The 17,371-nt window shown below is 48.7% G+C and carries 14 protein-coding genes; 10 read left to right on the top strand and 4 right to left on the bottom strand.

Annotated elements, in window-relative coordinates:
- Positions 1-170 precede the first annotated feature (170 nt).
- A complete protein-coding gene (locus L6442_RS25975; RefSeq protein WP_212977085.1) occupies positions 171-491 on the top strand; it encodes a hypothetical protein in 321 nt (106 codons plus the stop codon).
- A gap of 391 nt (positions 492-882) precedes the next feature.
- On the opposite strand, the gene L6442_RS25970 is transcribed toward L6442_RS25975, so the two are convergent.
- Positions 883-1,326: a GNAT family N-acetyltransferase gene (locus L6442_RS25970; protein WP_212977084.1), complete on the bottom strand. Its 444-nt coding sequence runs from the start codon at positions 1,324-1,326 to the stop codon at positions 883-885.
- 558 nt (positions 1,327-1,884) lie between these two features.
- Here L6442_RS25970 and ilvB point away from each other — a divergent pair.
- From ilvB to ilvC, 3 genes are all read left to right on the top strand, one after another.
- On the top strand, positions 1,885-3,630 hold the full coding sequence (ilvB, locus tag L6442_RS25965) for a biosynthetic-type acetolactate synthase large subunit (protein ID WP_194234253.1): 1,746 nt from the start codon (positions 1,885-1,887) through the stop codon (positions 3,628-3,630).
- A gap of 2 nt (positions 3,631-3,632) precedes the next feature.
- On the top strand, positions 3,633-4,118 hold the full coding sequence (ilvN, locus tag L6442_RS25960; protein ID WP_194234254.1) for an acetolactate synthase small subunit: 486 nt from the start codon (positions 3,633-3,635) through the stop codon (positions 4,116-4,118).
- A gap of 146 nt (positions 4,119-4,264) precedes the next feature.
- Complete coding sequence (gene ilvC / locus L6442_RS25955) at positions 4,265-5,257, top strand: ketol-acid reductoisomerase (protein WP_194234255.1); 993 nt, start codon at positions 4,265-4,267, stop codon at positions 5,255-5,257.
- A 137-nt stretch (positions 5,258-5,394) separates the two neighbouring features.
- On the opposite strand, the gene L6442_RS25950 is transcribed toward ilvC, so the two are convergent.
- On the bottom strand, positions 5,395-5,811 hold the full coding sequence (locus tag L6442_RS25950) for a hypothetical protein (protein ID WP_212977083.1): 417 nt from the start codon (positions 5,809-5,811) through the stop codon (positions 5,395-5,397).
- 80 nt (positions 5,812-5,891) lie between these two features.
- Entirely contained in the window at positions 5,892-6,872 is a 981-nt protein-coding gene (locus L6442_RS25945; protein ID WP_212977082.1) for an aldo/keto reductase, read from the bottom strand.
- 257 nt (positions 6,873-7,129) lie between these two features.
- On the opposite strand from L6442_RS25945, the gene leuB reads away from it, so the two are divergent.
- The 5 genes from leuB (at position 7,130) to L6442_RS25920 (ending at position 12,563) form a co-directional block, all read left to right on the top strand.
- Entirely contained in the window at positions 7,130-8,209 is a 1,080-nt protein-coding gene (gene leuB, locus L6442_RS25940) for a 3-isopropylmalate dehydrogenase (protein WP_212977081.1), read from the top strand.
- A 396-nt stretch (positions 8,210-8,605) separates the two neighbouring features.
- Entirely contained in the window at positions 8,606-9,154 is a 549-nt protein-coding gene (locus L6442_RS25935) for a peroxiredoxin (RefSeq protein WP_194229891.1), read from the top strand.
- Positions 9,155-9,350: 196 nt separating this feature from the next.
- On the top strand, positions 9,351-9,758 hold the full coding sequence (locus L6442_RS25930; RefSeq protein ID WP_194229890.1) for a hypothetical protein: 408 nt from the start codon (positions 9,351-9,353) through the stop codon (positions 9,756-9,758).
- Between the two features lie 436 nt (positions 9,759-10,194).
- A complete protein-coding gene (locus L6442_RS25925) occupies positions 10,195-11,307 on the top strand; it encodes an ATP-binding protein (protein ID WP_194229889.1) in 1,113 nt (370 codons plus the stop codon).
- A 317-nt stretch (positions 11,308-11,624) separates the two neighbouring features.
- Positions 11,625-12,563 (top strand): serine/threonine protein kinase, encoded by a 939-nt coding sequence (locus tag L6442_RS25920; RefSeq protein ID WP_237100091.1) that lies wholly within the window; start codon positions 11,625-11,627, stop codon positions 12,561-12,563.
- Here the strand turns inward: L6442_RS25920 and L6442_RS25915 are convergent.
- Positions 12,526-14,631 carry a VWA domain-containing protein gene (locus tag L6442_RS25915; protein WP_212977080.1) on the bottom strand — a complete coding sequence of 702 codons (2,106 nt, stop codon included), beginning with the start codon at positions 14,629-14,631 and terminating at the stop codon, positions 12,526-12,528. The genes L6442_RS25920 and L6442_RS25915 overlap by 38 nt on opposite strands.
- Positions 14,632-15,023: 392 nt before the next feature.
- Here L6442_RS25915 and L6442_RS25910 point away from each other — a divergent pair, with 392 nt between their 5' ends.
- Positions 15,024-17,192, top strand: coding sequence for a transcriptional regulator (locus L6442_RS25910; protein WP_212977079.1), 2,169 nt, complete (start codon positions 15,024-15,026; stop codon positions 17,190-17,192).
- Positions 17,193-17,371 lie beyond the last annotated feature (179 nt).

Here is a 17,371-nt window from a genome sequence, read left to right as displayed (position 1 = left end):
CGCCCTTACTTCTTTCCGATACTCTTTGTGGGGTTATTTTGCGGTTGATCGGCGGCTTTGTCCAAAGAACCGCCTGGGAAAGTTCAAGATCTTCCTGGGCTATGGAACAAGCGCAATGACAACCTGAGGAATAGACTGCTATTGAACCTATTCGGAGGAGGGATTTTTTTATGCAACAGTCTGTTACCCGTAAACAAGCGCAAAAGCTGATCGGTCAACATATAGTCGCTGTCAAAAAAGACGGAAATTTCGTTACAGGCAAACTTGTTCGAATCTCCGGCAATCGGCTAATTCTTGAGCGCAGCAGAGGTAAAAAAGTGCAAACTAAGGCGATCATTCCTCTAGTTTTGTTCGATTTGCTGGCCATCGGTACGGCTCCATATGCCGGGTTCTACGGCCCCGGTTTTGGATACGGTCCCGGCCCCGTTCCATACGGCGTTCCAGGATATGGACCATATCCGGGAGCATATCCGGGCGGATTCTATTACTAGAGTATCTGAAGGTTGCCGTAAAACGGCATAGTGCATGAAGAAGACAAATAACCGCCAAAAGCGGTTTGCCCAGGCTTTTTTTCAACGAGCGGCTAAAGTACATGTTCAAAAAGGTCGGTTTTCAGCACCGAGAAGGTTGAAAGAAGATAGGGACTGAGGAGCGGAGCGTACATTGGGGTACGTGAGCACCGGAAGGCCCGGCTGAATTCAAGATTCGATGCCGAGCCCGCTTCCTGATTTACTCCGTGCTAGATATAGAATTTATACGTTATATAGCTGCGCTGATGAAATTCTATATCGCAAGAAAAACTACCGCTAAAGGTGGTCTGTCTGCTGTGAAGGTACGTCAATAGACGTTTTTCTTATCAAAAGCGGACTTTTTGAACAACCGCTATAAGGTCCTTTCCAGCTCATGGCATTGTGATTGTGCATGGTATCGAACTGCAATATAACCTAGCTTCCGGTAAAAAGATAATCCGCTGGCGTTACCGGCATCAACCATCACTTTAGACCGTGTGCACCCGCGTGACGCCGCAAATTTTTCGGCATGAGCCATCAGCAGATTGCCCCATCTTTTGCGTTGTGATTCGGGTGCAACGGCCAACATGTCGATGTAAAGCAGATCGCCATGCAGGATAAAATGTACAAATCCAAGCGGGTTATCCTCGTAACGTTGGCAGGCGATCAAGGTAATGCCGCGGCCAAGTCTTTTCGGGATATCTTTACGAACGGCTTCGAGCTGAGCCGGGGATAGATGCGATAATGGGACAAGCTGGGAATCGATTAAACGGTTGATGAACGCATCGTCTTGCTTGGGCCTCCGATACCTGATCATCAGGAATGTCCTCCCTTCCATGATGGACTTTGCAAAGGTGAATACATGTCATCATATGAGGGAAGGATGAAGACGGTGTTCCATTTGCGGCGGGGCAATTTTCCCTTTTTGAAAATATGGGTATTGACTTTTAAGTTCGATGGATCATATAATGTGTCTAAACATTTAACGAATATCGTGATCGGCAATGAAGAGGACGAAGTTTAAAGGGCTCTTTTGTTCAGAGAGTGAGAGGAATTGCTGCAACCTCCACCAAAATCCCTTTTATACGAGCTCACCTCGGAGCTGTTCTCCTGAAAAGCATTAAAGCCTATTAGGGGGAATCGTCAAAGTCCACGTTACGGACTTGAGGTATAGGATACGGCTGGATTAGCTGAAGTGCCGATCCTTTGTTCTATACCTGATGAGGCCTGGCATCGCGAGATGTTTGGCAAAAATGGGTGGTACCACGGAAGCATAACCTTTCGTCCCTCACGCAGAAGATTTTGCGTGGAGGGCGGAAGGTTTTTTGTTTTTATAATGTTACATGTATGTAAATTTTGAGGAGGAGGATGACTGATGAGCGCGCAAATTCCTGAAGTGCGATCTACAGAACAATTACGTGAGAAATGGATGAAGCCGGAAGTCATTACCGGCTCGGAAATATTGCTTCGCAGCCTTTTGCTTGAAGGCGTCGAGTGCGTATTCGGATATCCAGGCGGGGCTGTGCTTTACATTTACGATGCGATGTATGGATTTGAGGATTTCAAACATGTGCTGACTCGTCATGAGCAAGGAGCAATCCATGCGGCAGACGGTTATGCGAGAGCAAGCGGCAAAGTCGGCGTATGTATTGCAACGTCGGGACCGGGGGCGACTAATCTGGTCACAGGAATTGCCACCGCTTATATGGATTCCGTTCCTCTGGTTGTCATCACCGGCAACGTGGCCACAAGCCTGATCGGCACCGATGCTTTCCAGGAAGCGGATATCACCGGGATTACGATGCCGATTACCAAACACAGCTATTTGGTCAGAGATGTAAAGGATCTGCCGCGTATCATCCACGAAGCATTCCACATCGCATCGACGGGGCGCAAAGGACCGGTTCTGATCGACATTCCGAAGGATGTTTCAGCAGCATTGACTTTGTTTGAGCCCAGCAGTAACGCGGTAAACCTCCGGGGTTATAATCCACGGATGGTGCCGAACAAGCTGCAGCTGGATAAATTGGTACAGGCGATTCAAGATGCCGAACGCCCGATGATTTTGGCAGGCGGCGGAGTCATTTACTCCGGAGGACATGAAGCGCTGTATGAATTCGTCAAACGGACTGAAATTCCGATTACGACAACGCTTCTAGGGCTTGGAGCTTTTCCAAGCGGCCACGAGCTGTGGACAGGAATGCCGGGAATGCATGGAACTTACACTTCAAACATGGCCATCCAGGAATCGGATCTCCTGATCAATATCGGGGCCCGGTTCGATGACCGGGTGACAGGCAACTTGAACGGATTCGCACCGCATGCCAAAATCGTCCATATCGATATCGATCCGGCAGAAATCGGCAAAAACGTTCCAACGGATATTCCGATCGTCGGCGATGTGAAAACGGTGCTGGAAATGCTTAACCCGGAAGTAAGCCGCGCGGATCAAGCGGACGCCTGGAGAGCGCAAATCCAAAAGTGGAAATCGGAGCAGCCATACCGCTATCAGGATTCCGATACGGTGCTCAAGCCGCAATGGGTTATCGAAATGCTGAACGAAACGACAAAAGGCGAGGCGATTGTTACGACAGATGTTGGGCAGCATCAAATGTGGGCGGCTCAATATTATAAATTCAACCAGCCGCGCTCCTGGATCACATCCGGCGGACTTGGAACGATGGGCTTTGGACTGCCGTCCGCAATCGGCGCCCAAATGGCACATCCGGAACGGCTCGTCATCTCGGTTAATGGCGACGGCGGCATGCAGATGTGTTCGCAGGAACTGGCGATCTGCGCAATCAACAACATCCCGGTGAAGATTGTAATCATCAACAATCAGGTGCTGGGTATGGTCCGCCAGTGGCAGGAACTGATTTACGACAACCGTTACAGCCATATCGATCTGGAAGGAAGTCCGGATTTCGTGAAACTGGCTGAGGCTTACGGCGTCAAAGGACTCCGGGCAACCAACAAGGAAGAAGCGCGCCAAGCTTGGGCGGAAGCGCTTGAAACGCCTGGACCAGTCGTTGTCGAGTTCGTGGTCAGCAAGGGTGAAAATGTTTATCCGATGGTAACTCAAGGCTCGACCATTGATCAAATGTTGTTGGGAGATGCATAACTATGAGTACGAGACATACCATTGCCGTTTTAGTAAATGATCAGCCGGGCGTTTTGCAGAGAGTTTCCGGATTGTTCGGAAGACGGGGCTTCAACATCGAAAGCATCACCGTTGGACAATCCGAAGAAACCGGACTTTCGCGGATGGTTATCGTAACCGTAGGCGATGAGCAGACATTGGAGCAGATTGAGAAACAGCTGTATAAGCTGATTGATGTCATTAAGGTCATCAACCTCAGCTCCAATCCGATGGTGGCTAGGGAACTCGCGCTGATCAAGGTAAACGCCGAACCGTCGGAACGTCCTGAAATCATGGGCGTGGTGGAAACCTTCCGGGCCGCGGTGGTAGATATCGGCAGCCATAACCTGATGGTTCAAGTGGTAGGGGACACAACCAAAATCGATGCAATGATCGAACTGCTGAAGCCTTATGGCATCCGGGAACTTTCCCGTACAGGCGTGACTGCAATGATCCGTGGAAACGTATAGTTGTAAAATCGAGTTGAAATGAATTCCCGCCGAAGAGCGGGAGTTTGAAGGGATTGGAGGAGCTGCTTAAGTGCCTTGGTCAATCTCTTGAAACACCCGCTCTTCATAAAGGGTTCTTTTTTTAAAACAAAGGAGGATATATTAACATGGCAATTACTACTTATTATGAGCAAGATGCAGAACTTAGCGTATTGAAAGGCAAAACCGTTGCCGTCATCGGTTACGGAAGCCAAGGGCATGCCCAAGCACAAAACCTGCGTGATAGCGGCGTAAAAGTTATTATCGGCCTGCGTGAAGGCAAATCCTTTGACAAAGCAAAAAACGACGGCTTTGAAGTTTATTCCGTTGCAGAAGCAACAAGCAAAGCGGACATCGTGCAAATTCTCATGCCGGATGAAACACAAGCTGCGGTGTATAAAAACGATATCGAGCCAAACCTGAAAAAAGGCGCGGCATTGATGTTCTCCCACGGCTTCAACATTCATTTCGGGCAAATCGTGGCTCCTAAAGATGCGGACGTGCTTCTGGTAGCGCCTAAATCTCCGGGCCACATGGTTCGCCGCACTTACGTTGAAGGTTTTGGCGTGCCGGGTCTCATCGCTATCGAGCAGGACGCTACAGGACAAGCAAAGCAAATCGGCCTTGCTTATGCGAAAGGCATCGGCTGTACCCGTGCAGGGGTTATCGAAACTTCGTTCCGCGAAGAAACCGAAACCGACTTGTTCGGTGAACAAGCTGTACTTTGCGGCGGCGTCACAGCCCTGATCAAAGCCGGCTTCGAAACGCTCGTAGAAGCAGGTTATGCTCCTGAGATGGCATACTTCGAGTGCTTGCATGAAATGAAGCTGATCGTCGACATGATTTATGAAGGCGGCATGGCTAACATGCGCGACTCCATCTCGAACACCGCTGAATACGGCGACTATGTGACTGGACCTCGCGTCGTGACCGAAGAAACGAAGAAAGCCATGAAAGAAGTGCTTGCCGATATCCAGCAAGGTAAGTTCGCTCGGGACTTTATCCTTGAAAACCAATCCAACCGCGCATTCCTGAATGCAACCCGCCGCAACGAAGCCAATCATCAGATTGAAATCGTGGGCAAACAGCTTCGTGAAATGATGCATTGGATCAAGAAATAATTCGAAAGTATATTCTAATCACCAAACTGAAAATGAACTTATCCGATGCGGCTCCGCGATCTCTAGCGGGCCGCATCGGTTTTTCTATTGACTCGACTTTTGCAGCAGTTTCTGTAAGGGGAACTTTTTCATGTTAATCAGAAGGATTTGCTATCCTCGAGTTTTGAAGTCAAAGTGCAATTGTTGCGAAAGTACATCCTCTTCAGGCGTTTTGTGATGTGGGAGGCAGAATTGTTGCGAAAGTGCATCCTTTCAGGCGTTTTGTGATGCGGGAGGCAGAATTGTTGCGAAAGTGCATCCTCTTCAGGCATTTTGTGATGCGGGAGGCAGAATTGTTGCGAAAGTGCATCCTCTTCAGGCATTTTGTGATGCGGGAGGCAGAATTGTTGCGAAAGTGCATCCTTTTCAGGCGTTTTGTGATGTAGGAGGCAGAATTGTTGCGAAAGTGCATCTTTTTGACCATGAATGACCTTGTTGCTCAGAAAAAGGAAAAAAGCTTGCACTTTCGCAAGCTTTTTATCTAAAACAAGCCGTTGTGGCGTAAATAGATGCACTTTTGCATCAATTTCCTTTGCGGGGTTATTTGTTTGCCCTGAATTCGAGTCGTTTAAGGAATTTAAGTATCATGAAATCATTACCAGGCGTAGGCTTCCGGTGCTTCTCCTCCGGGCCCCGGGAATATTTCGTCCAGGCGTTTCAATACGGCTTCATCCAGTTTAATGTCAATGACGCGCAGCGAGCTCTCAAGCTGCTCCAACGTTCTTGGTCCGATGATCGGAGCTGTAACGGCAGGATGGGTCATGAGCCAGGCAAGCGCGACGTTGTCCTGCGGTTCGCCAAGCTCATTGCACAAATCTGCAAACGCTTCCAGTTGGTCGCGATGTTTTTCGATCTTTTGCGGATTTCTGCCGCTGCGCGTACCTTCCAGCATTTTCAGCGCATTGCGTCCGAGCATCCCACCGTCAAGCGGGCTCCACGGAATGACGCCGAGTCCCATCGCTTGAGCGGCGGGAAGCACTTCGAGCTCTGGCAGCCGGCAGTTCAAATTGTATTTATGCTGCTCGGCAACTAGACCGAGAAAGTGTCGGTTTTGCGCTTTGACCTGTGCCTCTGCAATTTGCCAGCCGGCAAAATTGCTGGAGCCGACATAACCGATTTTGCCTTGAGCTACTGCCAGCTCGAACGCCCCCCAAAGTTCGTCCCAGGAAACATGCCGATCTATATGGTGCATCTGATACAGTTCGATATGATCGGTTTGCAGGCGTCTCAGCGAACCCTCGAGATGACGGCGGATCTTGTAGGCAGACAAGCCTACCGCACCATTCGGCCCGTCGGCAGGGTCATGCATGTCTCCGTGCACCTTGGTGGCGAGCACCACCTTTTCGCGGCGGCCTCCGCCTTGCGCGAACCAGCGGCCGATGATCGTTTCCGTCAGACCGGAATTTTGCCCCCAGCCGTAAATGTTAGCGGTATCAAAAAACTGAATTCCTGCATCCAAGGCGGCGTCCATGATCCGGAACGCTTCCTTTTCATCCGTCGCAGGGCCGAAATTCATCGTGCCCAGACATAAGCGGCTAACTTTAAGACCTGATTTACCGAGATAGGCGTATTGCAAAATCGTCAACTCCTTCGGCGATAGTTATAGGCATTACAAGGACTATTTTAACTGGAATAACCAGGAATGGGAATGTAGGAATTTATGCTTTGCAGCGGGTATTTTAAGATATAAGAAAGCAAAAACTTGAAGGTTATAGGAAAAAGCTATAAAGGTGATAGATTCTATATCTTGGTCAATACCCTAGAGGTTATGATACAACAATAGATAGAATAATGTGATCAGTGAGGAAGTAACCAGAAGGAGTGTCGATAAACATGCCAGAAGTGAAAAAAATCGCCGTAATCAGCGGAGACGGAATTGGACCTGAAGTCGTAGCAGAAGCCGAGAAAGTGTTAAAACGTGCGGAAGAAGTGTTCGGCTATGCATTTGAGACAGAGCATGCCCTCTTTGGGGGAATCGCTATTGACGAGAAGGGCACGCCGCTTCCGGAAGAGACGCTTGCCATTTGTAAAAATGCCGATGCTGTTCTGCTGGGCGCTGTTGGCGGACCGAAATGGGATAACAATCCCAAGGAACTGCGTCCGGAGACAGGGCTGCTGGGCATTCGCAAAGCGCTTGGACTATTCTCCAACCTGCGTCCGGCGGTTGTGTTCGACTGTCTGAAGGATGCTTCGACACTGAAACCGGAAGTGCTTGAAGGAACGGATTTGATGGTTGTTCGGGAATTGACCGGAGGGATTTATTTTGGAGATAAATTCAGACGTCAAGGCGAGCAAGGGGAAGAAGCGGTTGATACTTGCGTGTACAACGCAGCCGAAGTAGAGCGCATCGTGCGCCAGGCTTTTGAAATTGCCCAGAAGCGCCGCAAAAAACTGGCTTCTGTTGACAAAGCCAATGTGCTGGAAACCTCCCGTTTGTGGCGTGAAGTTGTCATCCGCGTTGCAGCGGAATACCCGGATGTTGAACTTGAGCATGTGCTCGTGGACAACTGCGCGATGCAGCTGCTCCGCCGTCCGGCAAGCTTTGACGTGATTGTTACGGAAAACATGTTCGGCGACATTCTCAGTGATGAAGCAGCCATGCTTACAGGTTCGATCGGCATGCTGGCATCGGCTTCAATGGGCGAGGGGGCATTCGGTTTGTATGAGCCTGTTCACGGCTCCGCACCTGATATTGCCGGACAGAATCTGGCGAACCCGATCGCGACGATTCTGTCACTTGCCATGATGCTTCGTTTGACCTTTGGTTATGCGGATGCGGCGGATGCGATTGAAGCGGCTGTAACTCAGGTTCTGAATGAGGGACATCGCACCGGCGACATTGCCGTCGATAAGAGCAAGGCCGTAGGCACCCGCGAGATGGGTGACCTGATTGTGGCAGCGATCAAAAAATAATCAGTTAGCAGTTAACCCATGCAAGCGGGCGTCACTTCTTCCAAGTGATGTCCGCTTGCGGCATGTAGCGGCAGGAAAACAGAACACTTAAAGAGGTTGTTCAAAAAATCCGTCTTTGATAAGAAAAAAATAGGGCAGCTGGCATGGCGGAATGATACCCTATTATAATAGGAAGCTTTTGTTCATAAGCGCAAATTAATTATAATAATTATTAATAAATAATGATTACAATCTTGACTTTGAAATGGCCGAATGATAACATCTTACATGTGGATTCCGAGGGGATCTTACATAATTCGAAAACAAGAAAAACGCGTGTTTTTCTTTACATTATAGAAGGGATGGAAAAGACAAATTTCCACCTTCTATAGATATCATCCAAGGAGGATTTTACACATGGCAGAACGTTTAGTTGGCAAACCAGCTCCTGATTTTACGATGGAAACCGTACTCGGTGACGGCTCCGATTTCAGTAAAGTATCCTTGAGCGACTACCGCGGCAAATGGCTCGTATTTTTCTTCTATCCTTTGGACTTCACATTCGTGTGCCCAACCGAAATTACAGCCCTGAGCGAAGCGGCTGCCGAATTCAAGGCGCTTGACTGTGAAATTCTGGGCGTAAGCACAGACTCGATCCACAGCCACAAAGCTTGGATCAACACGCCGCGTGATGCCAATGGTCTGGGAAAAATCAACTTTCCGCTTGCTTCGGACCTCACCAGAACCGTTGCCAGAGACTACGGCGTATATATCGAAGAGGAAGGCGTTGCTCTGCGAGGCCTGTTCATTATCAGCCCTGAAGGCGAGTTGAAATATCAAGTGGTGAACCACAATGATATCGGCCGCAGCGTTGAAGAAACACTCCGTGTATTGCAGGCTCTGCAATCCGGCGGACTTTGCGCCATGAACTGGAGACCAGGCGACAAAAATCTGCTTGCAGACTAAGCTTCGACATAGGACAAGCCCCCTTTGCCATTGGAGGAATTCCCCTCATGCCGGCAACGGGGGCTTTTTACACCTTGTAGTGACAGGCACTGAATTAATTTTTATTGCTCCTCATTGAACTGAAAAAGGAATTGTCATAGAATAAAGCGAATACATTTAGGAAGAATACGGTGGATTCAAAGGAGGGTGAACTGACATGAGTTTTTGCTGCGGAGCGAGTATGGTCGGGACGAAGGGGACATTAAAGCACTATCGCACTCAGGTCCATAATGTTCCCCTGCTGTTCTGTCCCGTGTGCCACCGGGTTGAAGTTCATTATAAAGTTGAAAATGAATATGAAATTTTAGCTGAATATGCGCATGGTGACGGAGCTGCGGAGATTGACTTTCAGGATTATGTTACAGAAGACGAGGAGTCCATTTTTGAAAATGTCGTCAACTGCGAAGAGGAGGATCCCAAGGACATCGTGCAAAGCCAAATCGATATGGCCTTGGATTTATTAACTTTTGCCAAGCAAATGCAAGATGAGAAATGGGAAGGTGAATTAAAGAAGAGATTGGCGGTTATGAGTCAGCGGAGATTGCGGCTGCAGCATAAGGCCTAAAACATGATATCAGTCTATCTCCTAGGCAGGAATGCCTAGGTTGATAGTAATCTGAAAGCATCAGTACATGCAGCTTCATGTATGTGGTGCTTTTGTTTTGCAATGGTCAAGCTGTAGGAGGACGGTATATTGTAGTCTATCTTTTTCCTTTGATTTAAGGGCTTTTGTGGTACTATTGGGTGAATTTTACTTCAAAATTGCTTTTTCGACAGTTTTTCCGATTGAGTTTTCGGTCTGCCTTGTCTATGATAAAATTATCTTTTTATGTTTGCGGATATTCGAAGGCTTGAGCGCTGCCGGGTGGTATTGTCGTTCATCGAAAATACATCCATAGATATAGGTTGTCATCTTCTTTTTAAATGGTTTGTCGTGCAGGCGAAGAATAGGAGACGGAGGAGAGAATGATTCTTTCATTTTCTTGAAAAGGGGGAGTATCGTGTTGGGCGATATCCAGGAGACGCTGTTACAGTCCCTTGAGGCTTTTCAATCTACGCAGTTGGTTAAGAACAAGTACGAAAACATTCTGGAGCATTTGGACAGCGGCATCATGCTGTTTGATAGTGAGGGTGTTCTGACTTTTATTAACGTGCAGATGGCAAAATTGCTTGAGGTTTCCCGCAAATCTTTAACGGGTTGTACGATGGTGCAGATTTTGCGTCATCCACAGCTCAGCCGGTACAAGAAAAAGAAGATTCTACGGATTTACCGGGAAACGCTGATTCACCGCAAAAAATACCATGAACTGACGGACGAATCCGGCAGGCAGTGGCTGCTTACGGTAACGGATGGCGACCAAATGGACGGGGACTATTTGTTTAGCGTCAAGGACGTGTCAGATTTTAAACAAATTGAGCAAACCGCATACCGCAATGACAAACTTGCCATGCTTGGCAAAATTTCCGCATCGATTGCCCATGAAATTCGTAATCCGCTCACCGCTATCCGCGGCTTCATTCAATTGCTGCGTCCCCACCTTATTAAACTAGGAAAAGATGAATACGCTCGCATTATTTTGATGGAGATCGATCGAGCCAATGATATCATATATGAATTTTTGAATTCTTCCAAACCTTCCGCACCGCAGACGACCGTTATTTCGGTCCCCTCGCTGCTGAAGGAAGTCGTGCTGCTGACCGAAAGCGAAGCGCTGATGAAAGGCTGCCAGGTGATTTTGCATGAAGACAGCCTGCCGCTGCATATTTCTGTGGATGTAAAGCAGATTAAGCAGGTGATTTTGAATATTGTCAAAAATGCGATGGATGCCATCGATCACTTGAGCGGCGAAAACGGCGGATTAATTGAAATTCGCGCGCATCGGGACCAAAAAAATGTACATATTTGCATTTCGGACAATGGCAGGGGAATGGACCATAACACGCTTACCCATCTGTTTGATCCTTTTTTTACGACCAAAGAAAGCGGGACAGGCCTTGGACTGTCTGTCAGTTATCGGATTATCAAAAACCACAAGGGATATATTGCCGTCAACAGCACCGTGGGCGAAGGAACGGAATTTATTATTTCGCTGCCGATTGTGGAAATGGCATAAAGATGGAAGGGTACTGGCCTGTTTTCCTAGGTAAGGGGAAGCGGGCTTTTTTGGCGAAGATTTTTTCTGGAAAAATGTATGGGAATATGGAACGTCTGCATTTTCCATGTCTGCTAAATTTAAGTTTTAGGCGAAAAATACGATATTAATAATATAAGCGCAACCTCTATCGGGAACTACTTTAGCAGAAACATGGCAAGCAGAAACATGGCATGGGCCGTAAAGGCATAAAGGCACAAAGTATAAAGATACAGCTTGACGCCTCGCGGAAGGCGGTCGGTTCGGAAAATACGATGATTTCATGGCGGAGGATCAAAGTGAACAAAGTAGCGGAAGATTTTTACCTGAAAAGAAACTTTAAACTAGGCGATTCGAACGGGGATACTTCGGTGTATCGTATTCGCAAAATGGTTGCCGCAAGCGAACTCGCGATTGTTTATGCGGCGCGGAATGACGAGAAGGGAATTAAATGCATTATTAAAGAGTTTTTCCCTGCGGCGCTGGTGCGGAGGGGAAAAGACGGAGTCGGCGTGCTGCGCAAAGCAGGTACGGGCGAGGACAAATATAACGAACTCCGGAGCGCATTCAAAAATGAAGGCGATCTGCTGCGCAAGAGTCAGCACCCTGGGGTGGTCCGGATATTGGACTATCTAGAGCAAAACGGCACGGCCTATATCGTTACGGAATATGTTGAAGGAATGACGCTTGATCGCTATATCGCCGCGCTTCCGGATGAAATGGATCCGGGAATTCTGTATAAAACGATGATTCCGCTGATTGATACCTTGAAATACTTGCACGGACTGGGAATCATCCATCGTGATTTGAAACCGGGAAATATCATGATTGGCAAGGACGGCAGCGTGACATTACTTGATTTCGGCTCGGCCGTCACTTATCAGAATCAAGGAAGCGTTTACCCGATATTTACGACCACCGGATATTCGCCGCTTGAATTATATTCGGAGAAATCCCGCCAGAACCCGGTCAGCGACATTTACAGCTTGGCGGCGGTGCTGTATTACTGCTGCCGCAGAACGGCTCCGACGGATGTAAGAAAACGATTGTTTAATGATCATCTTGATCGGCTTGGAACAGGCCTGAACCGCCGCTGGCCTTTCCTGTCCCATGCCGTCAAACGCGGTTTAACCGTATCTCAGGATAAGCGCTGTTCCTCGCTGCAATGGTTTAAAGCCGCGATTATGCTGGAATATATGGCTAGCCCGTTTTTTCGCCGGAAGAATCCGTCCGGATAAAGATGTTGGTGCTTGGTTTGATCGCTTTGTACCGGAGCTCGATTTCCGTAACCCCGTCCTCGAATGTGATGTACAATTTGTCATTATATTCGAGGGCTTCTTTTTTGTTTACGGCAAGAGGCGTACGGTTTCGCACAAGAGAACACCGCGTCGCGTGCTTCACGAAGAGGCGTCCCTTCTTGCCTGCGGTGAATACAATCCGTTCCGCTTCCGGGAGCGGTTCATGAACGTCAAGACTCTGGAACAGCTCCATCAGGCTGACCTTATGTTTGGCGAACGAGGTTAGCGGCCAATATTTTACCGGAATATCGGTACCGCTGGCCGTAGCCAGGAAATACCCTTCCAGCTTGCCGGTTAAAGCGGGTTTCGGACGCAGCCACAGGAATAACCCAATGCCAAGAAGCAGCAGGGCGAACACTCCGGCAATACTCCATTTGAGCACGGTATATTTCGATTGGACGGTGACGGTAAGCACAGCGGAGGCTTCCCCTCCTTCAGGGTCCGCTGCCGTTACGGAAATGACGCCTTGTCCGGTATGAAGCGGCGACAGCAGAAGCTTGTCCCCTTTAATTTCAGCTTCGAACTTGGCTCCTGATGATTCTTCAGCCTGAATCCGGTATGTCAAAGGATCCCCGTTTTCATCCACGAACAGATCGCTTAAACTCACCGTGTTTTGCCCATCTTCTTTGATCAGCCGCAGCTGCTGCTTGCCATGGAAAGATGGCGGGATATTCACGATGTTCTCGAGTTTGGCTGAGGTATTCCTGAAAAGAATAGGTCCGTCGAGCGCAACACGCCATTCGTATTTGCCCGATTTCGGAAAAACATATTCCGCATAAAAACGGGTTCCTTCATTTTTCATTTCGATCACATTTTCCTTCTTAGCGGCCAAATCCTTCACAATCAGCTTGGCTGTCAAAGAGGCATAAACTTCGGCTTCCTGCAAACGCCCGCTGCCATCCGTTCGTATGAGAAAAGCTTCAATTCCCGCCGGTTTTCCTTTAATCGCTTCTTTTCCGTTCAAAGCGGCTTCGGCTTCCATGGCATAGCTGCCCAGCAAATTGATTTTGACCAAATCCCCCGCCGTCCCTCGGAATTTCAGCCTGGCCGTGCCTTTTTTGGGCTGCGAAGTTTTAATCAGCGTATAGCTTGCCGATTTGAACATCCGGATATTTTCTGTGCTGTAGAACAATTGGGCTTCTTTAAGCGGATGTTCGGACAGCAAAATGATGTTGGCTTCATCCATGCTGGAGTTGGGAATGTCAACCTGAACCTCCTGCAGATTGCCTGTGGCTGTCACGCCGGCGATCGGTAGCAGAACGGACCGCATTTCCCTGGCAAAAATCCGGTTGAAAATCTCCGGCAGGTCATCGGCGCTGCTCGTACTGTAGAATGCGCCTCCCGTCTGGCTGGCGATCCGTTTCAATTCGCTGGGGTTGACGGTGCCGTCATGGTTCAGCCCGATGGTATAGATCGGGTAACCCAGCTTCTTCGCCTGCGCGATCGCGCTGCTTACATCTTTGGCCGAGTCGGCTTTGGTCCGCTTCTGCTGGAAGGGGCCAAAATCCGTCTCGCCATCGGACAGCAGAATCATAAACGGCTTCCGGCCTTCCTTCTGATTCGCCTGTTGGCCTGTGGACAGGAGCTTGCTTCCGGTGATCAGCCCGAGCCCCAAATCGGTATATCCGGCCCGGCGGAGGCCGCTTATTTCTTGTTTGATTTCGTTTTTCTTCGCGGCTACGGAGATCGGAGTCAGCGACCTTTCGGCCACGATTTGGTGGTTGTACGCGACGAATCCGACACGGGTGCGGCTTGCATCGCTAATATCCATAAACATACGGATCACTTCCCCGGCCATTCGGTTCGGGTCGGCGTGATTCATCGAATAGCTAGTATCAAGCACGAACATGGCGTCGAATGCTTCCGGCGGATATGCCTGTTCAGAAGTGCCCTCCGCATGAATATCAGAGGGAAAACCGGATGCAAAAAGAGCAAAAATAAAAATCAGGAGTTTAGTCCTAAGAAATATGTTTTTTGCAAAATATTGTCTGCTTCGTTTTCGTATCATGCTCAAATATCCACCTCGCGAACTAATATATTTCTTTTTTAGATCATCGGTCCTGCTCTCGAATGTATCTCACATATATCGGACGGATTTTATCTATTTTGAATAATATTCCAAAAAATAGGCCTAAAATTGGAGGTTTTTTACTTAAAGGGGCTTTTTTGTAGTTCGTTAGACCCTCGAAAGAGGAATAAATACTATATATTGACAATTGTTGCAGCTGCTGTTTAATATACCTCATACAGGCCTGAGTCCTGGTCACTGGGTCTCATAGGCATGTATTAGCCGGATCATAAGCTTGATTTTTGAAGGGCTGCAGTCGGCTAACGCAGGTGTTCGTTACGTTTGCGTCCGCGCCGGCCGCATTCGTCATACCAACGGGAGGGGAAAGCTTAGTGGACATTATCAATCAGACCAATCGAACGATGCTGTTTGAGGAAATCAATCCGGAAAAGCTCGATTTGATTACGATTGTCGGTGACGTCAAAGGCATCGACAGTCTCAGCGACGACAAAATCAAGGAAATCAACGCCCATCTGCTTGTGCGCAGCTTCGACGAATTTTTGGACAAGTTTTCGCCGAGCGTGTACTCCTTTTTTAACGCGGCAAACCAGAAAGTGGTGTATACGCTGAAGAAGCCGGAGGGAATTGCCGAAGAGGCGATTTCGGAAATCCGGATCGACCAGAACAATGATTTTCTGAAAATGCTGTTTACGCTGATCGACACGAAGCGCAGCCAGGGAATGACCAACGTGGACTTCAAATTCGAGCATTTGCTCGATATGATCTCCCCGAAAAAGGTCATGGATGATATCCGCCAGGTGCGGAAGGAAATCCATTACATGTACGGGCAATATGAGAAGCTGGACGACGAAGATCCGAAAAAGCTGGACATGGGCGATAAGCTGAACGCGATGTTCGAGGAGGCCAGCGCCAACTACAACAACGTCATGGCGATGCTGCCGCTGGCGATTGAGGACATCAAAACGCGGCTTTTGCTAGGCGGCTCGAATGAAGAACGCGACGCCGAAACGGTGCAGGTCGGCATGCTGACGATCGGCGAAAGCGGCGAACTAAAAATCATCGAAGCGCCGAAAAGCGAAAGCACCGAGCTAGTGCTGCTTGACGATAACAGCTCCAGCGATCTGGCGCTCGTATTCGAAGAAGACTACAACTCCATCACGGAGTCTCCGTCGGGTTATGTCAAGGATTTGGTTGTGCGTACATTTAGCCCGCTCCCCGCGGTGCGTAATGAAGTCAATGTTGAAGTCGAGGTCCAGAACTACAATACATATCTCGAATTTTACAAGACGGCCAAAGACGATTTCGTGAAAACGGTCAAACCGCTTGTGGAGAAAATTCTTGGCGTGAAGATGTATTTCGACCAATATGCCGTGAAAAACAAAGGGATGGCACCGACGCTGCTTATCACCAACAACAAGCTCGACATGACCGTAAAAAGCGCCAACATTCCGCGCTTGGAAACGTATTTGAACACGGTCAACGCCAAAAACGACTTTAGCGATACGATCTGGTATGGCATTGTGCCTTCGGTGGAGTTGGAAAGCGCAGGCAAGATCAAGGTGACCCGCGAACGCTTCAAAGGCAACGAGAAGGTTACCAAACAGGACGGCAACACGATGGAGTCGCTGACGATGCTGCTTCAAGTCATCAAGGATTTCAAGGTTCAGCTGTTCTTCAGCTTCGAATCCGGCGAGGAGACGACGTTCAGCAGCATTGCGACGGCTGGCATCGACAAATACATCGACAAATGCGCGCCGCTGCTCCGCAAGGAATACAGCGAATACGCGATCCCATGCATTCCGAACTTCACGGTGATTCCGAAGGAGAAGTCCGGAGTTATTATCGACAGCCGGATGATCCAGACGGAAAATGGGGCGCAGTTGTCCCGCGAAAAGGAAGACATCCTCAAGCTGTGGATCGAGGGCGTTTACGTCGGAGCGGCTTACGTTGCCGCAGGCATCGTTTCCTCCTATCAGTGTCCGGAATACCTGAAGGAATCCTTCAGAAACACAAGCAAGGATTTTCCGGGCGTACGTTTTGACATTGAAGCAGGCGACAACAGTTTGCGCGCGGTTACAACGATGGCGAAGGAAATCACCGGCTTCACCAATACAATCAAAGATTCGATCAACCGTAAAAATTTCGGATTTATCTTCTCTTCCGAAAATGCCCAGCTGCAAGGCAAGGACATCCGCCGGATTACCGTGTACAAAGCGAGAAGTCTGGCAGCGTCGGAAGACGGATTTGATTCTATATACAAAACGTTGGTCAGCACTTACATCGAGCGCATTTTGCGCTTCCAGACCAATGACTTCAAGCATGAGAACATCATCAAGTTTTTCAGCAACAATCCGAGCAGCCAGAAGAGCCTATGGCTTGCCAAACGCGGATTCATCAACTCGATCATTTACGATGGCGACGATATGAACTACGTCATCGACGAGAAAAACAATCTGTGCCATATCGACCTGATCTATAACGGCAACGTGAAGAATCTCGAAGTGATGATCACGAAAGGCACAAGCCCGGTTAAAGCTTAAACACTAGCTTAAGCAGCAAGCAGGCTGCGGGAAATCGGTACGCCGAATGGTTGGCCGACTTTATGTATAGCTATACCACGCGTAAGGTCTCGTAACGAATGATACAAAATGCCTGAAACGACAGCTGTATGTGGGGGGACGGGCCTTCACGGCCTGTCCCATTACATAAATTCCGGGCA

Source organism: Paenibacillus azoreducens, from assembly GCF_021654775.1.
Lineage (GTDB): Bacteria > Bacillota > Bacilli > Paenibacillales > Paenibacillaceae > Paenibacillus_AQ > Paenibacillus_AQ azoreducens.
Note: the sequence above shows the minus strand (reverse complement) of the source record. Positions and strands in the feature narration are given on the sequence as shown.